The following is a 17,266-nucleotide window of genomic DNA, read 5'->3' on the forward strand; positions in this document are numbered from 1 at the left end:
AAGTATAGCTAGATATTAATTACCCCGAAAAAACGCCAGATTGTTTTGTCAGAGTAACCTAGCTTGAGCCCGCCTGAGCGGTTGCGTAACCTCGCCGGAAGACAACCCACAGTGGCCCAGTTTTTTAGTTAGAAAGAAGCTCTAAAACTTGGTCTCGCTCGGAAAGAACCAATAACAAAGCAAGATCCCCAGGCTGAAGATTCTGCAGAATTTCTTCGGCACCAGCATTGGGAGATTCCGCAGAAATGATCTGGTCCGGTTGTAATCCATGCTTCTTGCATGTTTCTTTTATCAGCTGTGTAACTTCACCGAGTGTTCGCCCTCGCAGATAGTCAGCAAGCTCAACGGCGACCACAAAATCGGGATTCATTTTTAACGCCGTTTCAGTGACATCTCTGATATCTTGGTCAGACCGATCACCCGCGTGGCTCAACATAACAAAACGTCTGTTAGCAGGAATTTTTGAAACCGTTTCAGATACCGCAGCGATCGAATGTGGATTGTGAGCAAAATCAACGAATATTCGAGCGCCATTGCTTTCGAATTCATTTAACCGCCCAGGGTTGTCTTTTGGGTCGTTTCCAAAACGTGTCAAGCCGTCAGAAATGGCATCATCGCTTAGTCCGAGTGCGCGAGAAATGCATGTTGCAGCCAGAGCATTTTGGATGTTGTACCTCGCGGCCCCACGCATTGTGATTGGGATGTCATGAACGTTGACAACGGGCTTTGTTCTTTGTCCGTCAAAGAAAACGATCTGTTCTGCATCAAGCCACGCGCAGGGAGTCGATGCCGAAATCGCTTTTTTCAGCTGCGGTGAAGCAGGGTTGAGTGAAAACCACCAGATATTGGCGTCAGTCTGATTTGCTTCATCGACGATATAGGCGTCATCAGCGTTCAGAACCAAAACTCCATCCTCTGTTAACGCGCGATGCACCGCAAACTTGGCGCGCGCCAATTCAGGAACAGTGTTAACGCCGTATTGGCCTAAATGATCGGCAGCAACATTTGTCACGACAGCGGCACGCACTTTGCGAGTTGGCAATCCACGACGAAGAATACCGCCGCGCGCGACTTCGAGAAAGCCAAGTTCCAATCGTTTGTCACGCAACAAAAGACGTGCCCCACCGGGTCCGGAGTAGTCGCCCCGGTCCAGAACTATGTCGCCGACACGGACAAAATCTGTAGACGTGAGGCCCGACACTTTGCCTGCCGCCCTGGCTATTGCAGCGCAGAGGCGAGTGGTTGTCGTTTTGCCATTGGTGCCTGTAATCATCGCCAATGGAACATTATGCAACTTTTTCCAATCGACGTTTTCTGGGCTAGGCAGGGATGTCATGGGCCAAATTTTTGCGCCGGCACCATGTCCCAATGACAGTGTTTCATCATCGCTCAGGGCATCAATGCCGCGGTCTTCAGCAGCGTTCACAAGCGCTATCAACACCGGATTTGCCTCGCGCTGCATAACATTCTGAAGATCTTTGATCATACTGTCAAAATCACCAGAAGCTTTTCCCAGCAACTCAGCGGAAGAAAAATGCAATGCGGTTTGCGCTACAAAGACCGCTGAATACAGCTGATCGATGGGCGCAGATATCGCCAAGTTAACGCCGCCATCGTAGGCGCGCGCTGTAATCTGCTGGTCATGCCATGCGATGACATCCATCACCCGGCGCGCATTCTTTTTCCATAGGTCTACGACCTTTTCTGCACTAACATTCCGGAGTTCAAGCTGCACCACAGCACCCGGATGATCCCAGAGAAATCCAGGTCCCGTCAGGCGCCGACAGTCTTCGACTTGCAGACTATCTGAGGTCGGAATCGTGATCGACAGGGCATCTTCGATGTCTTCAATCGAATCCATTATGCAGCCCCTCAATCACCGTCTTCGTCAGTGTTTCTCGCGAGGCGCACACCGCGTTCGTCGCGGATCAATGTTTCTCCTTCGCCCATAACGGCGCTCAGCTCAAAGGCTTCAGGTTCTTCAACACGAGCCGAAACTGTCTGCTCTGGCTTTGCGTCATTGTGGAAATATATGATTTGTTTCCAGCAGCGCGCGCTGTCGTCGCCCAAAATAATCAACAAGTCACCTTCCGCCGCCATATTCAGCGCGTGGTCCACTGCTTGTGTCTCGCCGGGGATAACAGTGATAGCGTCATCTGGCACACCGTTATCCAAGAGGTTCTGACGCAGCATTTGCGGTATTTCATCGTCGCCGCGCCCACGACGGTTGTCATCTGCACGACAGACAAAGTGATCAAATTTGCCAGCGATAGTGCGTGCGATTTCAGCAACATCTTCGTCACGCCGATCTCCCGGAACCGCCACGACCAACAGCCGGCGTCCTGCGACATCCATGCGAGATGCTAGATCGGTTATCGCGTTCACGGCGGCGGGGTTGTGGGCATAGTCCAGAATAACTTTGAAGGGGTGTTCTTCAAAAACATTGGTGCGGCCGGGCGCTTGAAAGAAACTGGTGTCAAACGTTCGCAGACCATGGCGAATGTTGTCCAAATCAACGCCAAAACAATACGCCATAGCTGCTGCAAACATGGCATTTTGCACGTTAAACAACGCCTTGCCTTCCATCGCAGCGGGGATCAGATGAGACCACAACACAGGCATGTGCAGCCCGTGGTGGTATATTGTGATCATATCGCCGTTCATGCCTTTTTCCAAGGCGACTGCCATACCACCGGAACGGATATGTTCCTTGACCAGAGCGTGTTCGGAATTCATCGTGATATAACAAATTGATTTTGCTTGGCAAAAATCGGCCATGCGCAGGCAGTTGATGTCGTCAGCATTCAGAACCGCTGTTTCGGTTGCTGTTTCGACCACGACACGTTTTACCACAGCAAGTTCTTCAACAGTGTTGATGCCGCGCAGTCCAAGGTGATCTGCTGTTACATTCAAACAGGCAGCCACATTTGATCGTTGATACCCGAGGCCGCTTCGTACCAAACCTCCTCGTGCGGTTTCCATGACCGCAAAGTCAACGGAAGGGTCACGCAAAACGATCTGTGCTGATTTGGGGCCAGTCATGTCCCCCTTGACGCTTAGTTTTCCATCTACGTAGACGCCATCGGTCGACGTCATGCCGACATGTTTACCACTGGTTTTCATAATATGCGCAAGCATGCGTGAGGTTGTTGTTTTACCGTTGGTTCCAGTGATTGCTGCGATCGGAATGCGCGCCTCTGTTCCTATAGGGAACAGCATGTCGATTACTTTTCCAGACACATCGCGTGGAGTGCCTTCACTTGGGGCGACATGCATACGGAAACCGGGGGCTGCGTTGACCTCGACAATAGCGCCACCAATGTCTTTGTATGATTGGGTGATATCGTCAATAAGGAAATCGACCCCTCCCACATCCAGACCCAACGCCTTAATTGCGCGTTCGGCCATATCTCGGTTGTCGGGGTGTACGACATCTGTCATGTCAATCGCTGTACCACCGGTTGAAAGATTGGCGGTGTCCCGCAGAAACAGTTGTTCGTCCTTTGGCAACACAGTCTCCCTTGTGACGCCGGCATCTGCCATAAGGCGCATCGCCTGATTGTCGAGTTCAAGATTGGTCAGGACCTTTTCGTGGCCAATACCACGACGCGGGTCGGTGTTAACCTCTTCGACCAACTCGGCAATTGTCTGCTTGCCATCGCCTATCACATGACCGGGGACCCGTTTGGCTACGGCAACAAGTTCATTGTTTACAACCAACATTCGGTGATCAAACCCAGTTACGAAGCTTTCAACCAGAATCGAGCGGCTTTTGCTATGCGCTTTCGCCTCATCAAAAGCGGTACTTACTTCTTCGTCAGTGTTGAGATCGATCGAGACGCCACGCCCGTGGTTGGCATCCAGCGGTTTGACAACGACCGGGTGCCCAATGCTTTTTGCAGCTCTCACTGCTTCCTGCGCGCTATAAACCATACGCTGGTGCGGTACAGGTAAGCCCAAATCGTTCAGAAGGTTGTGGGTGTCTTCTTTGTCGCAAGACAGTTCAACCGCGATGTGACGTGTTTCCGAGGTGATCGTCGCCTGAATACGCTGTTGGTACTTTCCGTGACCAAACTGAACCAGAGAATAGTTGTTTAGCCTGATCCAGGGAATATCACGTTCTTCGGCGGCCTTGACCAATGAGCCGGTCGAAGGGCCAAATTCGCGGCGTTGCGCGCTAAGAACATACGAGCGCAGTTCATCTTCCCAATCAAATGCATCGTCAAATTCATAGTCGACCTGCGATTTCACAGGCGCAGGCAGCAAATGCATCAATAGGCGCATCGCCAATTGACCTGCAGCAAGCCCAACATCGCGCTGCCCATAAGCATAGACCATATTGTACTGTCCGGGGTCACCAGTGCCACGGGTGCGTCCAAAAGAAACGTCGGTGCCCGCGACACCCTGAATCTCCAGAGCGCAATGTTCCATAATATGGCCCATCCAAGTGCCTTCGTCTTCGCGCAGGCGCCGAATGAAACCACCGGGTTCACGATAAGAACAGCCATGTTCTTCAAGCCCCGGCAGTGCATTTATCAGACCATCAATAAACTCTGTACCTAACTTTACGGATGGCCATTCTTCAAGAACACCCAGATCGACAACGTGACGAATGACCGGAAAACTGGCCCAGACATTGGGCCCCACAAAAACATTGGTCGAGACTATTTTCATTGATGCATTCTCCGGTTGGTTTTTTGTTTTGTCAGTCTACCTTGATTTCCGCTGCAGCGAGGCTGCAAAAACTGGCGTGATCGTCCGGTGCGTATGCCTGACGGTTGGTCAGATCATAACGGCATCCTTCACCCATAACGTCAATGCGCAATCCCAGAAGGCTGATTGCCTCGCCCTCACGCGCGTCCCACATTGATGAATGGGTAAGGTGGCTCGCGTCAACGGTTGTAACGGTGCCGCTGCCAACAACTTCGAAAACATTATCCGGGCCAATAAACGCGGCAGTATCTTCGTCAATGCCAAGTCCGATCAGAAATGGGTTGTAAGACGTACCCGTCAGCAAACGCCCCAGTCGATTGCGCTGGGTAAAATGTTGATCAATGATAACCGCATTGGTCAATCCCATCCCAGGGGCAAGGCTGACATTCCCGACAGCAGGTGCGCTGTTGCTGTCGCCTCCTGCGACCATGTGCTCGGACATGATCGACGCTCCGGCAGAGGTGCCTGCAACTGGTACGCCTATCGCATTCTGCCGACGAATTTTCTGAGCGACCAATGTGCCGCCAAGAATTGTCGACAGGCGCAACTGGTTGCCGCCCGTCATAAATATGCCTGTGGCGCGGTCGAGCATTTCAGAAAACTCTGGGTTTTCGCAATCAACGCGCCGGGATATGGGCAGAAACTCCACATTCCCCGCTCCAAGATCCGAAAAAATTCGATAGTAATCCGGTCCGGTTTCTTCGAGCTGAGAGGCCGTGGGAATAACCACTATATCGGCGTTTTCGCCACCGGCCAATTCAACAAACCTGCGGTGGATCTGCATTTCCTTGACACGGTCTTCGCCTCCACCAATGGGAATGATAAATCCACGATCCGCCGTGGGAACAACTGGTGCTGGACACATTTCAGATTTATTCTTTCTTGCTACTTCACAGTTAGGCAACCAATGCGGCTCAGTTGCTTTCGTAGGTTCCTAATACGACCGCCGTTCCATCGCGTACATGCCAACGCCCGCGGGCCATAACATCCCGCACTTTGGTTTCTGCGTCGAGCACGACAAGATCTGCGTCCATCCCCACTTTAAGTCGCCCTTTGTGCTTGAGTTTAAGCAAATTGGCAACATTTGACGTTAGCGGCGGCAGCGCTTCGTCCAAAGTGATATTTTGGTGGACAAGTTCTTTCAATGTGTCTGGCAATGTTCCCGATAATCCTACGCCGAACCGGGTCAAGCGCCCCTCGGCGTCAAACGCGGGCAGGCAACCGCCGCCGTCTGAGCTGATTGTCAGGCGATCTGCTGGAAATCCTCCTGCACGATATTCCAGAAAAGCGTCTGCCGCCGAGATGCCGGGCTCAGAATGGCCCTCCGGGAAAGCTGTCAAATCAATGTAACAGCCCCTGCGGGTCAGATCTTTGGCTTCGCAGAAGAGCGGTAAGTTGCGGTTCACATGTGTTGGATTGAAGACCCGTGCTGGGATTTCAGACTTGTCTAGTGCAGCCCTTAGCAAGGTTAATCCCCGTTCGCCATCACCCATATGACAATGCACGATACCGGCCTTACCCGTCATGAGACCGGCAACATAAGCGTCGCTTGCCACGCGCAAAAATTCATCAAGCGTGGGCTGGCTCGAGCGGTGGTCGCTTACAGCAAGCTCACCGACACCAATGATGGGGTCGATAAACACGATGTCTCCGCGTGTGCTGCCTGTGAGTGTGGTCAAAGGAAGATGGTACCCTCCTGTGTGGCACCAAGCAGAAAGACCCTCTTCGCGCAAACCATAAGCCTGCGTGACAAGCGTTTGGGTGTTGCGGGTCAGATCATCGGTTCCAAGAACTCCAACGACGCTTGTCACACCAGCTAAAGTAAACTCTGACAAAAATACAGGCGGCACCCGGCTTGCGGGGCCTGTTTCGCCTCCTCCGCCAGTAATATGGGCGTGCGCATCTATCAAACCGGGAATTACAGATTCACCGGTAACGTCGAGAATTTCGACGCCAAGACGAGAATCCAAATCCGGCAGATCTGAGCCAATATAAACAATTTTTTCGCCTGCCAGTAAAATATGACATAGCCCTAGAGGATCAGGGTTGAAAACATTCGCGTTTTTTATAAGTTTGAGCATCGAAACCTCATATAGCCTAGAAAAACAGGCTCGTCAGGTAGCGTCATTTTCGAAAATTGATCAAGGTCTTTGTTGTCCATAAATACTCTGTCTGAAATCAGCAGTCGTGGGGCAGATTTGAGAAATTAGCATCAGGAGGATTTTTGATTCATCATCAAACCGAAGATGGTCCGACGTATCTGGTTGATCGCGATGCCCTGTATCTATCCCCGAAAATACTGCCAGAACGCTTCCAACTGCAGTGGGTGAACCGGTTTTAGCCGGTAACTTTAGCGGCTGATCGTTTGTCACACCCGCCGTACAAATGGCGCGCATTTACGGATTTCGTTCAGGATGTTTTCGACCAGTTCGAACTGTGATTGCCCGTTGATGTCTTCGAAATAGATATGGCTGGGCCAGGATTGACCCACATGGTTATCTTCGGGCAAATTGACCGTTTCGCATACGCGCTTGATGGCGGCCACGTATCCGCGGGTCTTCTCAGCCGTTTCGGCCTTGGTCGCCGCCAAATCTTCGATACTATTGCGATCAATCTCAGGTGATCCGATGCCGACCGTCAGGGGCATATTCCGCTGGATCACCTGTTCCTCGTAGAACGAGATATCCACCTTGTCGGATTCCAGCCGCATAATGAAGATCGGGTTCACACTGACCTTGGCGTCCGTCAACTTCAGCAGCTTGCTTTTGCCTCCGGGGGCATCTTCAGCAACTACTGCGCCACGGGGGCGTGAGGCGCGAACCTTTTTCTGGACTTCGGTCACGAAATCGCCGCGGTAGTTATTGTCGAACACACGGTCGGCGTAAAGCTTGTCCCGGAGCATATGACGGATCGAGCGAATGGACATGTTCTGGCAGTTTTCGGGCCCAATGAAAAAAGGCGATCCAGAAGCATCCGAAAGCTCAGTCCAACCATCAGGGAATTGTTCAAAAAAATGGTCCATCCACGGGGCCAGAACGGCGTCACCAAGGTGGTCAAGCAAAGCGTTAACAGTCTCGGGGTCATTCACGACATCTGCCAGCAAGGGTTCCTGCCCATTGATATCCGCCGCAAGGCTGTAAGGGGTCGAGATTTGCAGGGTTGGAGCAACACCCGTCGGCTCTTGCGTCACGCGCATAATGGCATCGATTACTGCAGGCACGTTGGTTGTGAAATCGGGTGTGCCAAGTTCGTGCCAGTTGGCTTTGTTGATTAATGTTTCATCTGGATCGGCCCCCGCTGGGAACCTATCAGGGTACATCGTCTTCTGGCCAAGAGGCTCACAGGTAAAAGCATAGAGGGCCCATGTCATATAGAATTTCCTAAACCCCAACAGGCGGCTGACGGCAAGATTGGCCCGGACATATCGGTATGGGTCAGTGTTGTAATAATCCCAAGATTCAATGCCGTAGAGATCATTCAAAAGCGCAAGCGTCAGCATATGTACCGAGGTGGTTGCGTGCACCTCGTTGGCGGGGACTGGAATCGTGAAGTCTTCGTCAAAAACCCCGGCAATGGCAGCATCGAAAAATCGGTTATTTCCTGTTTTGCCTGCGCGTCATCCGACTGCCATCGCATCCAAAGGTGCAGGCCAGAAGGGAATGAATAATCTTCGATATTTGCCATTGTCTGCGCATCCCGCTTCTTTTAAGCCTAGCATTACTTGATACGGAAAAAACAACCCAATTGGCTTGTAGCGCTGAAACCGCTTTTCGTAATATTCCAGAGTCGCTGTCTCCAAGCCATCTATTCTATCAAGATAGAGGCATTCCGCCCCGCTCGAGCTTCATCCAATGAAACAAAAAGAGACGCTGCAAAAAAGCATTAACCCAAGAGCCGAATTACGAATTTGCCCCCCGGCTTTTTTGCAATTATTGGCCAGTCTTCCGGATAGGCAGTTGCGTGTCAAGCTATTGAAAATCAAATCTTCAGGGTTCTGTTTCCGACTTCAGACATATGCGGCAGCACCACTTCGCTCAATGACGCTCCAGCCATAACCCTAACCGGCATTGTCAGGGCATTGACACGTTAAATCGACGATCTTGCGCGACAAATCCGCTTCCTCTTTGTGTCGCCGGATTCCCAACTTTGATCGTCCGTTTCCTGACAATTGGGGCGAACCACTTCAGCGGCGGGATCAGGAGGAGGCAGGTTTAGAACCGAATTCAGCTGAATTTTGTCTCGCCTTCGCCATACTTTTGCCATTGCTGAAACCTTCAATGGTGCGTGTGAGCCCGATCCGGCAAATCCGATCCAAATGAGAATGCACGCTTCAATGAACGCCATCAGCATTGTCCCGTTTCGAAAAGACAACAAACCCGCCCCGGATAAAACCGGTGCCCGGTCTGTCACCTTGATTGTTCCTGTTTATAACGAAGAAGGGAGCATTCAGGCCTTCCTCGACACGGTAACCCCGGTCCTTGAAGGCATCAGGTCGCAGGTCCGTTTCGAAATCCTTTTCGTCAATGACGGTAGCCGTGATGCCACTGAACGGCTGATCATGTCCGCCGCCGCCGAGCGCGGCGATATCGGATTGCTCAATCTATCACGCAATTTCGGCAAGGAGGCGGCGTTGTTTGCTGGCCTGTGCCATGCTGAGGGCGCGGCGGTGATCCCGCTTGATGTCGATTTGCAAGATCCCCCCGAAGTGATCTCGGAGATGATCGCACGCTGGCTTGCAGGAGCCAAGGTTGTGAATGCACGCCGGGCTCGCCGCGATGGCGACAGCCGTTTCAAGAACCTTACCGCCAACGCCTTCTACCGCGTCTTTAACGCGATGGCAGAACAGCCAATCCCGCGCGACGTGGGTGATTTTCGCCTGTTCGACCGCGAGGTGGTGAGTGCGATTTGCCAACTTGGTGAACGGTCGCGTTTCAACAAAGCGCTGTTCTCCTGGGTTGGGTTCGAGGCCGAGGAGGTCACCTTTAAACGTCCGGCCCGGGCTGCCGGCGAAACCTGCTGGTCGTACTGGAAGCTCTGGAAACTGGCACTCGACGGTATATTCGCGTCCTCCACCGTGCCTTTGCGGATATGGACTTATATCGGCATGGTACTGGCACTGGCGTCTTTGGCCTATTCCGCATTTATGTTTGCCAGAGTCCTGTTTTTTGGTGTCGATGTCCCGGGCTATGCCTCCACGTTGATACTGATCCTCGTTTTCGGCGGCATGAATATGTTCGCATTGGGCATCATCGGCGAATATGTCGGCCGCATCTATACAGAAGTGCGTCAAAGGCCAGTCTATATAATCCGTTCTCATCACCGCTGCTCCGACAAGGAAGACTGACATGGAACGCTGTGTCTATGAGCGCATGGATGAACTCGAAGCCCGGCATTGGTGGTTTTCCGCACGTCGCGAGATTATCGCCTCGTTGATCCAACCGCTTCTGAAGGAAAATCCCGATGCGGCGATCCTCGAAGCCGGTTGTGGCAGCGGTGGAAATCTGTCGATGCTGCGTCATTTTGGCAAGGTTGATGCTTTTGAATTCGACAGCGTCGCTCTCCAGGCGGCCGAGGAGAAATCGGGGCTCGACATCCGTTTTGGTGCATTGCCTGACGAGGTACCCTTCGAAGACAATCGCTATGATCTGATCGGTCTTTTCGATGTGCTCGAACATGTCGAGGCCGACGAGTCGTCGCTTGCCATACTGGCCGAGCGCCTTTCTGAACGTGGCAAGATACTCGTTACAGTTCCGGCCTTCCCCTTCTTGTGGTCGAAACATGATGAAACTCACCACCATTTCCGCCGCTATACCCGCGCAAGCCTTGCCGAGGTGGCAGAAAAGGCTGGTTTGAAAGTCAGCCACAGCAGCTATTTCAACACGTTCCTCTTCCCGTTCGCCGTGGCATCGCGCGCGATCAAGAAACTGATGGGTAGCGAGACGCCTGATGATCAACTGCCTCCGGCATGGATCAATGGGGTACTCACCCGCGTCTTCGGTGTCGAACGGTACCTGCTTGGGCGTATGCACCTGCCATTCGGCCTCTCGCTCGCCGCCGTTCTCGAAAAGGCCTGATTCCGCCATGGTTGGGCAACTCATCCGATTCGGTGGCGTTGGAGGTATGGCCACGCTTGTTCATGTCATCGTCGCGATGATGATGCGAGGGACCTTTGGGTTCTCCCCGCTGCAGGCCAATTTCACAGGCTTTGCCAGCGCGCTTCTGTTTTCATATCTCGGTCATGCGTACTGGACTTTTGGGAAAGGCCTGAGCCGAGAGGCCCAATTTCTGCGTTTTCTCTTTGTTGCGCTGGTTGGATTGGTGATCAGCAGTGGCGCAGTCTTGCTTCTTGATGTGGGGCTGGGTCTGGATTTCGGAATCGCGATGCTGGCCGTCGCCGTTTTGGTGCCAACAGCAACGTACCTCGCGCTGCGCTTCTGGGTTTTCGAAACCACCTCCCCGAGGGAGGATACGGACTGGCTCGGGTTGGGTCTGTCGGGTGCGCTTGCACTGGCGGTTCTGGCGCTGTTCTGGGGACGAACGGTCAATCATGATACCGCCTGGTATCTGATCGCGACCCGGGAATGGCTGGACGGGGCGGCGCTTTATGTCGATCTCATTGAGGTTAATCCGCCTCTCAATTTTTATTTTACATTGCCTGCAATCGGGCTCGCTGATCTGTTCGGGTTCAGCGACACCAATGGCGCGTATTTGACACTGGCACTTCTGTTTTTCCTGATCCTGTGCTGGTGCAGCACGATCACCCGCGAGGAGCTTGGCTTCTCCAACAATCGTCACGCATTTATGCTGGGTGGGATTGCTGTGGCGTTGGTGCTGCCAGCGCTCCAAAACTTCGGCCAGCGTGAACAAGTCATGGTGATCCTGGCGATGCCGTGGTTGCTGGGCGAACTGGCATCGACCCCGGCTCCTCTCAGACGACAGATGACGCGCGCCGCTGTCGCAGCGCTGGGCATCTGCCTAAAGCCATATTTCGTTCTGTTTCCATTGGCCTTGACGATGCTTCAGGTCCTGCGCCAAAGGTCACCAAGACCGTTCTTTTCGGTCGCGAATCTCACTTTTTTGGCGGTCGGGCTAGGCTATATCGGCTATGTTTTGGTCGTCCATCCCGCCTATCTTTCACAGATCGTTCCAATGGCACGAGAGGTCTATGGAGCCTATGGTTCGTCGGTTGAAATCATGTTTAACAGAATCGCAATAGAGATCCTGCTGGCGCTGGTCCTCGCACCTGTGGTTTTGTCCCGGTGTCCGCGGTATCCCGATGTTGACCTGTTCGCAGCTATGGCTCTTGCTGGACTTGGTTCCTATTTCTTGCAGGGAACAGGGTTTGCGTATCACGCGATCCCATTTCGCGTTTTTGCGCTCATAGCCTTTTTCTTCGTGATTATCCGAAGTTCTCAGCCCAAAAGTGTGTTGATCACCACCAGTATAGCTGCCGCGATCCTGATGGCGATCAACATCGAGCGTGGTTTCTACCATAATTACTCTGCACAGCAAATTGCTCATGTGGCGCAAGATTTGGGCAGGGTGGACAGCCTGATGGTGCTGAGTTCACATGTCGATGCCGGGCCATCCGCAGCGATTGCAAGCGGTGCCAGATGGGTCAGTCGCTATCCTGCAAACTGGCTGGTGCCCGGTGCGCTGAATCGCCTGGAAAAAACGAACTGCGCGAACGAGCCCACAACCTGCGCCCACCTTGAAGCTATTGCCGAAAGGAACCGCGCAGACAACCTGGCCGATATCGCCACCGCCCACCCTGATTTGCTGGTCTTCGATCTGAACGCAGGTTACTTCGATGAGCCCGGCTTCTCGTGGGAAACTTTCATGGCGCAGGACCCCGAGTGGTCCGAGACTATTAAAAATTATAGAGAAATCGGAAAAACCCAGCGCTACATCTACTATCACTACACGCCAGAGCCCCAAAAGGGTCTTGTCAGAGAAAACCGGCTTGAAGCGGGCAGTGCGGCCTTCTAGCTTTTTTGCATGATAAAACGCAGTCCATTTCCATATTTTCGAACGAGCCCAGAGTGTCCGTCATGCGTAAGGGCTTTTTCCGACCCAGAAAAGGCCTGCCTTGACCAGTGCGTTTACGGTTTCGACAGCTTTCGCATGATGACCACGATGCAATAAAATCCGGCGCTGACGATGAGGAGAACAAGTTCGTGGATGCGCTGCCAAGTTGTGATCGCTATCGGGCAAAAAGTTGATCGACGCTCCAGACATTTGTGTCAAACGAAATACTTTCCAAAGACTTGGAACTGCAGCGAGCGCCATCAACAAAGCGGGAACGAGTACATTGAAATAGGGCATGGGATCCTTGGTTAGATTATCGTCGGATCATGTCAGGCTAACCGCTATGGTGGATTCGGCTTGGCGCAGCCGGAAAGCTCTGCTTTCTTCCTTCCACTTCCAGGCAATTCGAACGGCCACGAGCAGGGCCACGATCTGAATGATCATAAAGAACACGTTGTCGAGGTCCGGATTCAGATTGGTCATCACGGTCATGGCAATGGCGAGCGGCGCAGCGACTAGGTTCAACCCGCGATTGATCCCTTTGCGAAGAACAAGCGATAGCAGTGCCATCAGGATCGGAAATTCGGCCATGATTCCGCCCAACAACATCAGCCCTTCGGTGACTTCGACACCATTGATCGTGCCCGACATCACTTGTTCAAGCATTCCCGGTCGGCCCAATTCATGCATGTCGCGTGCGAACAAGTTGAGCATGTAGAAAATCCATAGTGCTGAAAGCAGTGTGTTGTTACTGAGTTTCTGGTTCCACATTTTGGGTATTCTCCATTCGGAAATTTCGACAAGCGTCGTGTTTGACCGCAAAATACATATAAAAAAATGCTTGTATATTGCCAAATTGTGTCTCTGCTATATACGTGAATCGATGACTCAAATATCAAAATCATTCGACTGGAATCAGGCAAGGGCATTCCTTGCAACTGCCGAGGAGGGTTCGCTTTCTGCAGCCGCGCGTTTGCTTGGCCAGAGGCAGCCGACATTAAGCCGGCAGGTCGCCAACTTGGAACAGGATCTTGGTGTCATGCTGTTTGAGCGCGTTGGCCGCAGGTTAGTGTTAACCGAGCCTGGCGTTGAATTACTAGAGCATTTCAAGACGATGGGGGCGGCTGCTGATCTCGTGTCACTGGTTGCATCAGGTCAATCTCAGACCGTTGAAGGCAAGGTTTCCATTACAGCCACCGATGTCTTGGCGACGCACCTTTTACCTCAAGTTCTGCGGCGGATAAGAGACGTCGCACCTAGTATCAATATTAGTGTAATCACATCGAATGAAGTGCGTGACTTAATGCGCCGAGAGGCGGATATTTCTATCCGGCACGCAAGACCTGAGCAGCCAGACCTCGTTGGCAAAAAGATTGGTGAGGTGTCTGCCCACCTCTATGCATCCAGTCGATATCTTCAATCGTATGGATATCCCGAAACAGTCGCCGATGTCTCAGGGGCGGAGTTCATCGGTTTTGAAAACCCTGAGCACTTGCTTTCAGCGTTGGCGGCTCGGGGACTGTCGCTGACAGATCGAAACTTCAAGTTGTCTACCAACAGCGGCCCCGCGTATCTGGCAATGGTGGGCGAAGGGCTTGGAATCGGCCTTTTGTCAAAGGAAATAGCTGCGACGATGTCGGAGCTGACGCCGGTTCTCCCCGAAATCAATCCGATTGCGATCCCTGTTTGGCTTGTGACCCACCGTGAATTGCATACGAGTCGCCGAATACGCCTTGTTTTCGATCTGCTGGCCGAAAGCTTGCTTTGAACGCATTGCTCAGGCCAGCTTTTCCCGGTGTAGGTGACGCTGAGTTTTCTGCAGTTCGTGCCTTTGTCGAATGGAATTGCGCACGGCGCTTAGACCGTAATCGCGGAGCCATCTTCGCCCAACATAAACTGGGACCTCATGGGTTTGCCATTTTATTTGAACATAGGTTCCGAGCAGTGACCAGCGCGGCATACAGGCAATAAGCAGGCCGCCGGGTTTAAGAAACCCGGACCACCTCCTCTAAAGCAAGGCTGGGTTGCGGTAGATGCTCAAGCACATGTCCAGCCATGACGATATCGAACAATTCATTTTGGAAGGGTAGCGCAGTGATGTCTGCTTGTGACGGAGCGACATTCAATCCTGATTTCTGTAAGTTCTTTTGCGCACGCGCGATCATATCAGGCGCAACGTCGATTCCAGAAAGGCTGATACCGGAACGAACCGCCTTGCTCAGGGCTTACGAAAGTGTTCCGGCTCCCAATCCAGCGTCCAGAACGCGGATGTCGCTGCCACTCCCTGGATTATGATGGCCCCGCAAGAGTTTGTGCAGCATCGCCATCATAGAGCCGCACGGATAGAAAGAACTTAGTTGTTAGCAAGCTAGTTACTAATGCGCAATCGCCAGGCGTTTTCTTCGATAACAGACAGACCTTCAGGTGTGGCGATCCAGCAAGACCCGTTTTGGTCTTGCAGTACGGCTTTAACCTCATCTCCGGCGAGGCCGTCGGCCGCGCTGATATCGGTCCAGTGGTCCCCATCAAAAATGCTGAGGCCGTCATATTCATACCACTGTCAAATACGCCCCTCTAAATCCTCAAAGACAGACCGCACCTTTCTGCTTTCAAGTTCTGACTCTCGTTCAAGCTTCTCCCACTTATTTTGCGAAAAAAAGGCTGACACCTCCACGCCCGGCAAAGCCGGTTGTGACCCACAATACTCCGGTCTGATCCTCGATAATGTCTGTAACCGAGCTATGATTTAGATCTTGTCCAGCAGAGTAGCTTTGCCAACCAGAACTTTCGCTAAAGGATAGAAGCCCGCCGTTTGTGTTGGAATCTGAACCCAACCAAAGGGTATTCGAACTATCCAGAAAAATTGTACTGATGGCTGTAATCTTCGTTTCTTCAGGCAACATGACAGGCTCAAAAGTACCGTCCTTAAAGCGTACCAGCCCGCCCTCACCACCGACCCAGATGTTTCCCGAAGGTTCTGCCAGAACCATATACACTGGGCCCGTTAGCCCAATTTCACCTGATGAAAAGTGATGCCACTGCCCGTAGTCAAACTGTGAAACACCTGCATCGTGTGCCACCCAAAGGCTACCGCCCACAGAATTCTGTAGCGCGCGTATGTACCTTAACCCCTTCACCTCAGTTGGCGTAGCCAGAATGGTCAATGTGTCCCTGTCAACAATGGTCAAACCGTCACGTCCTCCCGCCCAAACTTCGTCGCCAACCGTAAGCAGGGCTGAGACTTCTCCAGGTTCTCGTAAAACCACCCAACCAGGGGGAAGCGAATTGATTTTCCTGAGGTCAATAAGCGAGACAATCAAAGCAACACCAACCAAGACCACCACTGCACCAATGAAAAACTGGAGGCCCGATCTGAGTGTGTTGTGGAGTTTTTTATTTCCCCAAATATTACCCATTTAATGCAATCACTTTAGCGCCTTTGATCACGTAATTTCTGTCACAAAAATGGCTAACTTCCTTCAAGTCGTGCGTAACAAAGATCAGCGTCATTTTGCTGTTCTGCACGATGCTCTTTATCAACTCCGCCAACTCAGTTTTTGCAACACTGTCAAGATCGGTGAGTGGTTCATCCATCAGTAGAATTCTTGGCTCTGGTGCGAGCGTGCGCGCGACTGCGACGCGCCGCTGTTCACCACCAGACAGCGTGCCGGGCATGCGTTTAGCCAGATGCGTTGTTCCGGTTTCGGATAAAATTCGGTTCAGGTGCTCAGCAGCGTCAGATTTTGGCAACTGCTGAAGCCCAAACAAAATGTTTTGCACAACATTCATGTGTGGCCAAAGAGCCGAGGCCTGAAACACAAAACCAACTTGCCGCTGATGCGGTGGAACAAGGGTCCGGCCAGATTGACTTGTCAGTTTGCTTTCAATGCGGATGTCGCCGCGATCAGGCGTATCAAGACCAGCAATCAGACGCAGAAAGGTGGTTTTCCCGCAGCCGGAAGGCCCTGTTATGGCGACGTGGGTCCCAGTTTCGATTGTCAGGGATACGTCATCGAATATGGTTTTTCTTGCCAAGGATTTGGTGATGCAATTAAGCGAAATCATGTCTTTTTCCCTGGTACTTTTGGTAGAAAAAAGCGCCAGCTTCCGGCCACTCCAAACAGAAAAATTGCATAAATTATCGTTAGCAGCGGAATAACAAGGCACAGGCCTGCAACCGTTTCGGTGGCACCGTAGTGCATGTAATTGTAAATACGGATCGTTATCGTGCCGGTTCCCGGTGGAATGGTTAGCAGTGATGCTGGGAGCTCTCCCAGCGCCAGTACAAACATCAGCAGCGAAGCGGCAATGCATGTGCGCATCATCAAGGGCATATGAATCTGCACCCAAAAACGAAAGCGATTTGGCATAAGAATTCTTGCGGCGTCTACGGGCATGTCTGACTTCAGGGCTTATGGGACAGATTAGGACGATTTGATAAGAGAGGATTTCTGGCTCATCGTAACCACCAAGGAGTGGAGATGAGACAGACATCCGGAACACGTAAGAGCCACGGCGACAAAGT

Annotated in this window: 13 protein-coding genes; 4 read left to right on the forward strand and 9 right to left on the reverse strand. The window is 52.2% G+C overall.

The window, feature by feature from the left end:
* Nucleotides 1-124 precede the first annotated feature (124 nt).
* The 5 genes from MWU63_RS16125 to MWU63_RS16145 form a co-directional block, all read right to left on the reverse strand.
* A complete protein-coding gene (locus tag MWU63_RS16125; protein WP_213890388.1) occupies nt 125-1,861 on the reverse strand; it encodes a Mur ligase family protein in 1,737 nt (578 codons plus the stop codon).
* A gap of 11 nt (nt 1,862-1,872) precedes the next feature.
* Nucleotides 1,873-4,674, reverse strand: a complete 2,802-nt coding sequence (gene cphA / locus MWU63_RS16130) for a cyanophycin synthetase (RefSeq protein WP_247078685.1) — start codon at nt 4,672-4,674, stop codon at nt 1,873-1,875.
* Nucleotides 4,675-4,705: 31 nt separating this feature from the next.
* Nucleotides 4,706-5,578 carry a cyanophycinase gene (locus MWU63_RS16135; RefSeq protein WP_213890390.1) on the reverse strand — a complete coding sequence of 291 codons (873 nt, stop codon included), beginning with the start codon at nt 5,576-5,578 and terminating at the stop codon, nt 4,706-4,708.
* 49 nt (nt 5,579-5,627) lie between these two features.
* Nucleotides 5,628-6,794, reverse strand: coding sequence for a beta-aspartyl-peptidase (gene iadA, locus MWU63_RS16140; RefSeq protein WP_247078687.1), 1,167 nt, complete (start codon nt 6,792-6,794; stop codon nt 5,628-5,630).
* A 287-nt stretch (nt 6,795-7,081) separates the two neighbouring features.
* Nucleotides 7,082-8,212: a uroporphyrinogen decarboxylase family protein gene (locus MWU63_RS16145; RefSeq protein ID WP_247078704.1), complete on the reverse strand. Its 1,131-nt coding sequence runs from the start codon at nt 8,210-8,212 to the stop codon at nt 7,082-7,084.
* An 834-nt stretch (nt 8,213-9,046) separates the two neighbouring features.
* Here MWU63_RS16145 and MWU63_RS16150 point away from each other — a divergent pair.
* From MWU63_RS16150 to MWU63_RS16160, 3 genes are read left to right on the forward strand one after another with little or no spacing between them, the layout of a single operon-like run.
* Nucleotides 9,047-10,057: a glycosyltransferase family 2 protein gene (locus MWU63_RS16150; RefSeq protein WP_213890393.1), complete on the forward strand. Its 1,011-nt coding sequence runs from the start codon at nt 9,047-9,049 to the stop codon at nt 10,055-10,057.
* Between the two features lies 1 nt (nt 10,058).
* Entirely contained in the window at nt 10,059-10,787 is a 729-nt protein-coding gene (locus tag MWU63_RS16155) for a class I SAM-dependent methyltransferase (RefSeq protein WP_213890394.1), read from the forward strand.
* A gap of 7 nt (nt 10,788-10,794) precedes the next feature.
* Nucleotides 10,795-12,702, forward strand: a complete 1,908-nt coding sequence (locus MWU63_RS16160; protein ID WP_281496577.1) for a GtrA family protein — start codon at nt 10,795-10,797, stop codon at nt 12,700-12,702.
* 363 nt (nt 12,703-13,065) lie between these two features.
* On the opposite strand, the gene MWU63_RS16165 is transcribed toward MWU63_RS16160, so the two are convergent.
* Complete coding sequence (locus MWU63_RS16165; protein ID WP_213890397.1) at nt 13,066-13,512, reverse strand: DUF6326 family protein; 447 nt, start codon at nt 13,510-13,512, stop codon at nt 13,066-13,068.
* A gap of 112 nt (nt 13,513-13,624) precedes the next feature.
* Here MWU63_RS16165 and MWU63_RS16170 point away from each other — a divergent pair, with 112 nt between their 5' ends.
* Nucleotides 13,625-14,509 carry a LysR family transcriptional regulator gene (locus MWU63_RS16170; RefSeq protein WP_213890398.1) on the forward strand — a complete coding sequence of 295 codons (885 nt, stop codon included), beginning with the start codon at nt 13,625-13,627 and terminating at the stop codon, nt 14,507-14,509.
* A gap of 874 nt (nt 14,510-15,383) precedes the next feature.
* On the opposite strand, the gene MWU63_RS16175 is transcribed toward MWU63_RS16170, so the two are convergent.
* Genes MWU63_RS16175 through MWU63_RS16185 form a run of 3 tightly spaced genes read right to left on the reverse strand, consistent with a single transcriptional unit; the run spans nt 15,384 to nt 17,111 of the window.
* A complete protein-coding gene (locus MWU63_RS16175) occupies nt 15,384-16,157 on the reverse strand; it encodes a two-component regulator propeller domain-containing protein (protein ID WP_213890399.1) in 774 nt (257 codons plus the stop codon).
* A complete protein-coding gene (locus tag MWU63_RS16180; RefSeq protein WP_213890400.1) occupies nt 16,150-16,806 on the reverse strand; it encodes an ATP-binding cassette domain-containing protein in 657 nt (218 codons plus the stop codon). The genes MWU63_RS16175 and MWU63_RS16180 overlap by 8 nt, the downstream gene beginning before the upstream one ends.
* Nucleotides 16,803-17,111, reverse strand: a complete 309-nt coding sequence (locus tag MWU63_RS16185; RefSeq protein WP_213890401.1) for a hypothetical protein — start codon at nt 17,109-17,111, stop codon at nt 16,803-16,805. Before MWU63_RS16185 ends, MWU63_RS16180 begins: the two co-directional genes overlap by 4 nt.
* Nucleotides 17,112-17,266 lie beyond the last annotated feature (155 nt).

The sequence above is a fragment of the Pseudohalocynthiibacter sp. F2068 genome (assembly GCF_023015645.1).
GTDB classification, from domain to species: Bacteria; Pseudomonadota; Alphaproteobacteria; order Rhodobacterales; family Rhodobacteraceae; genus Pseudohalocynthiibacter; species Pseudohalocynthiibacter aestuariivivens.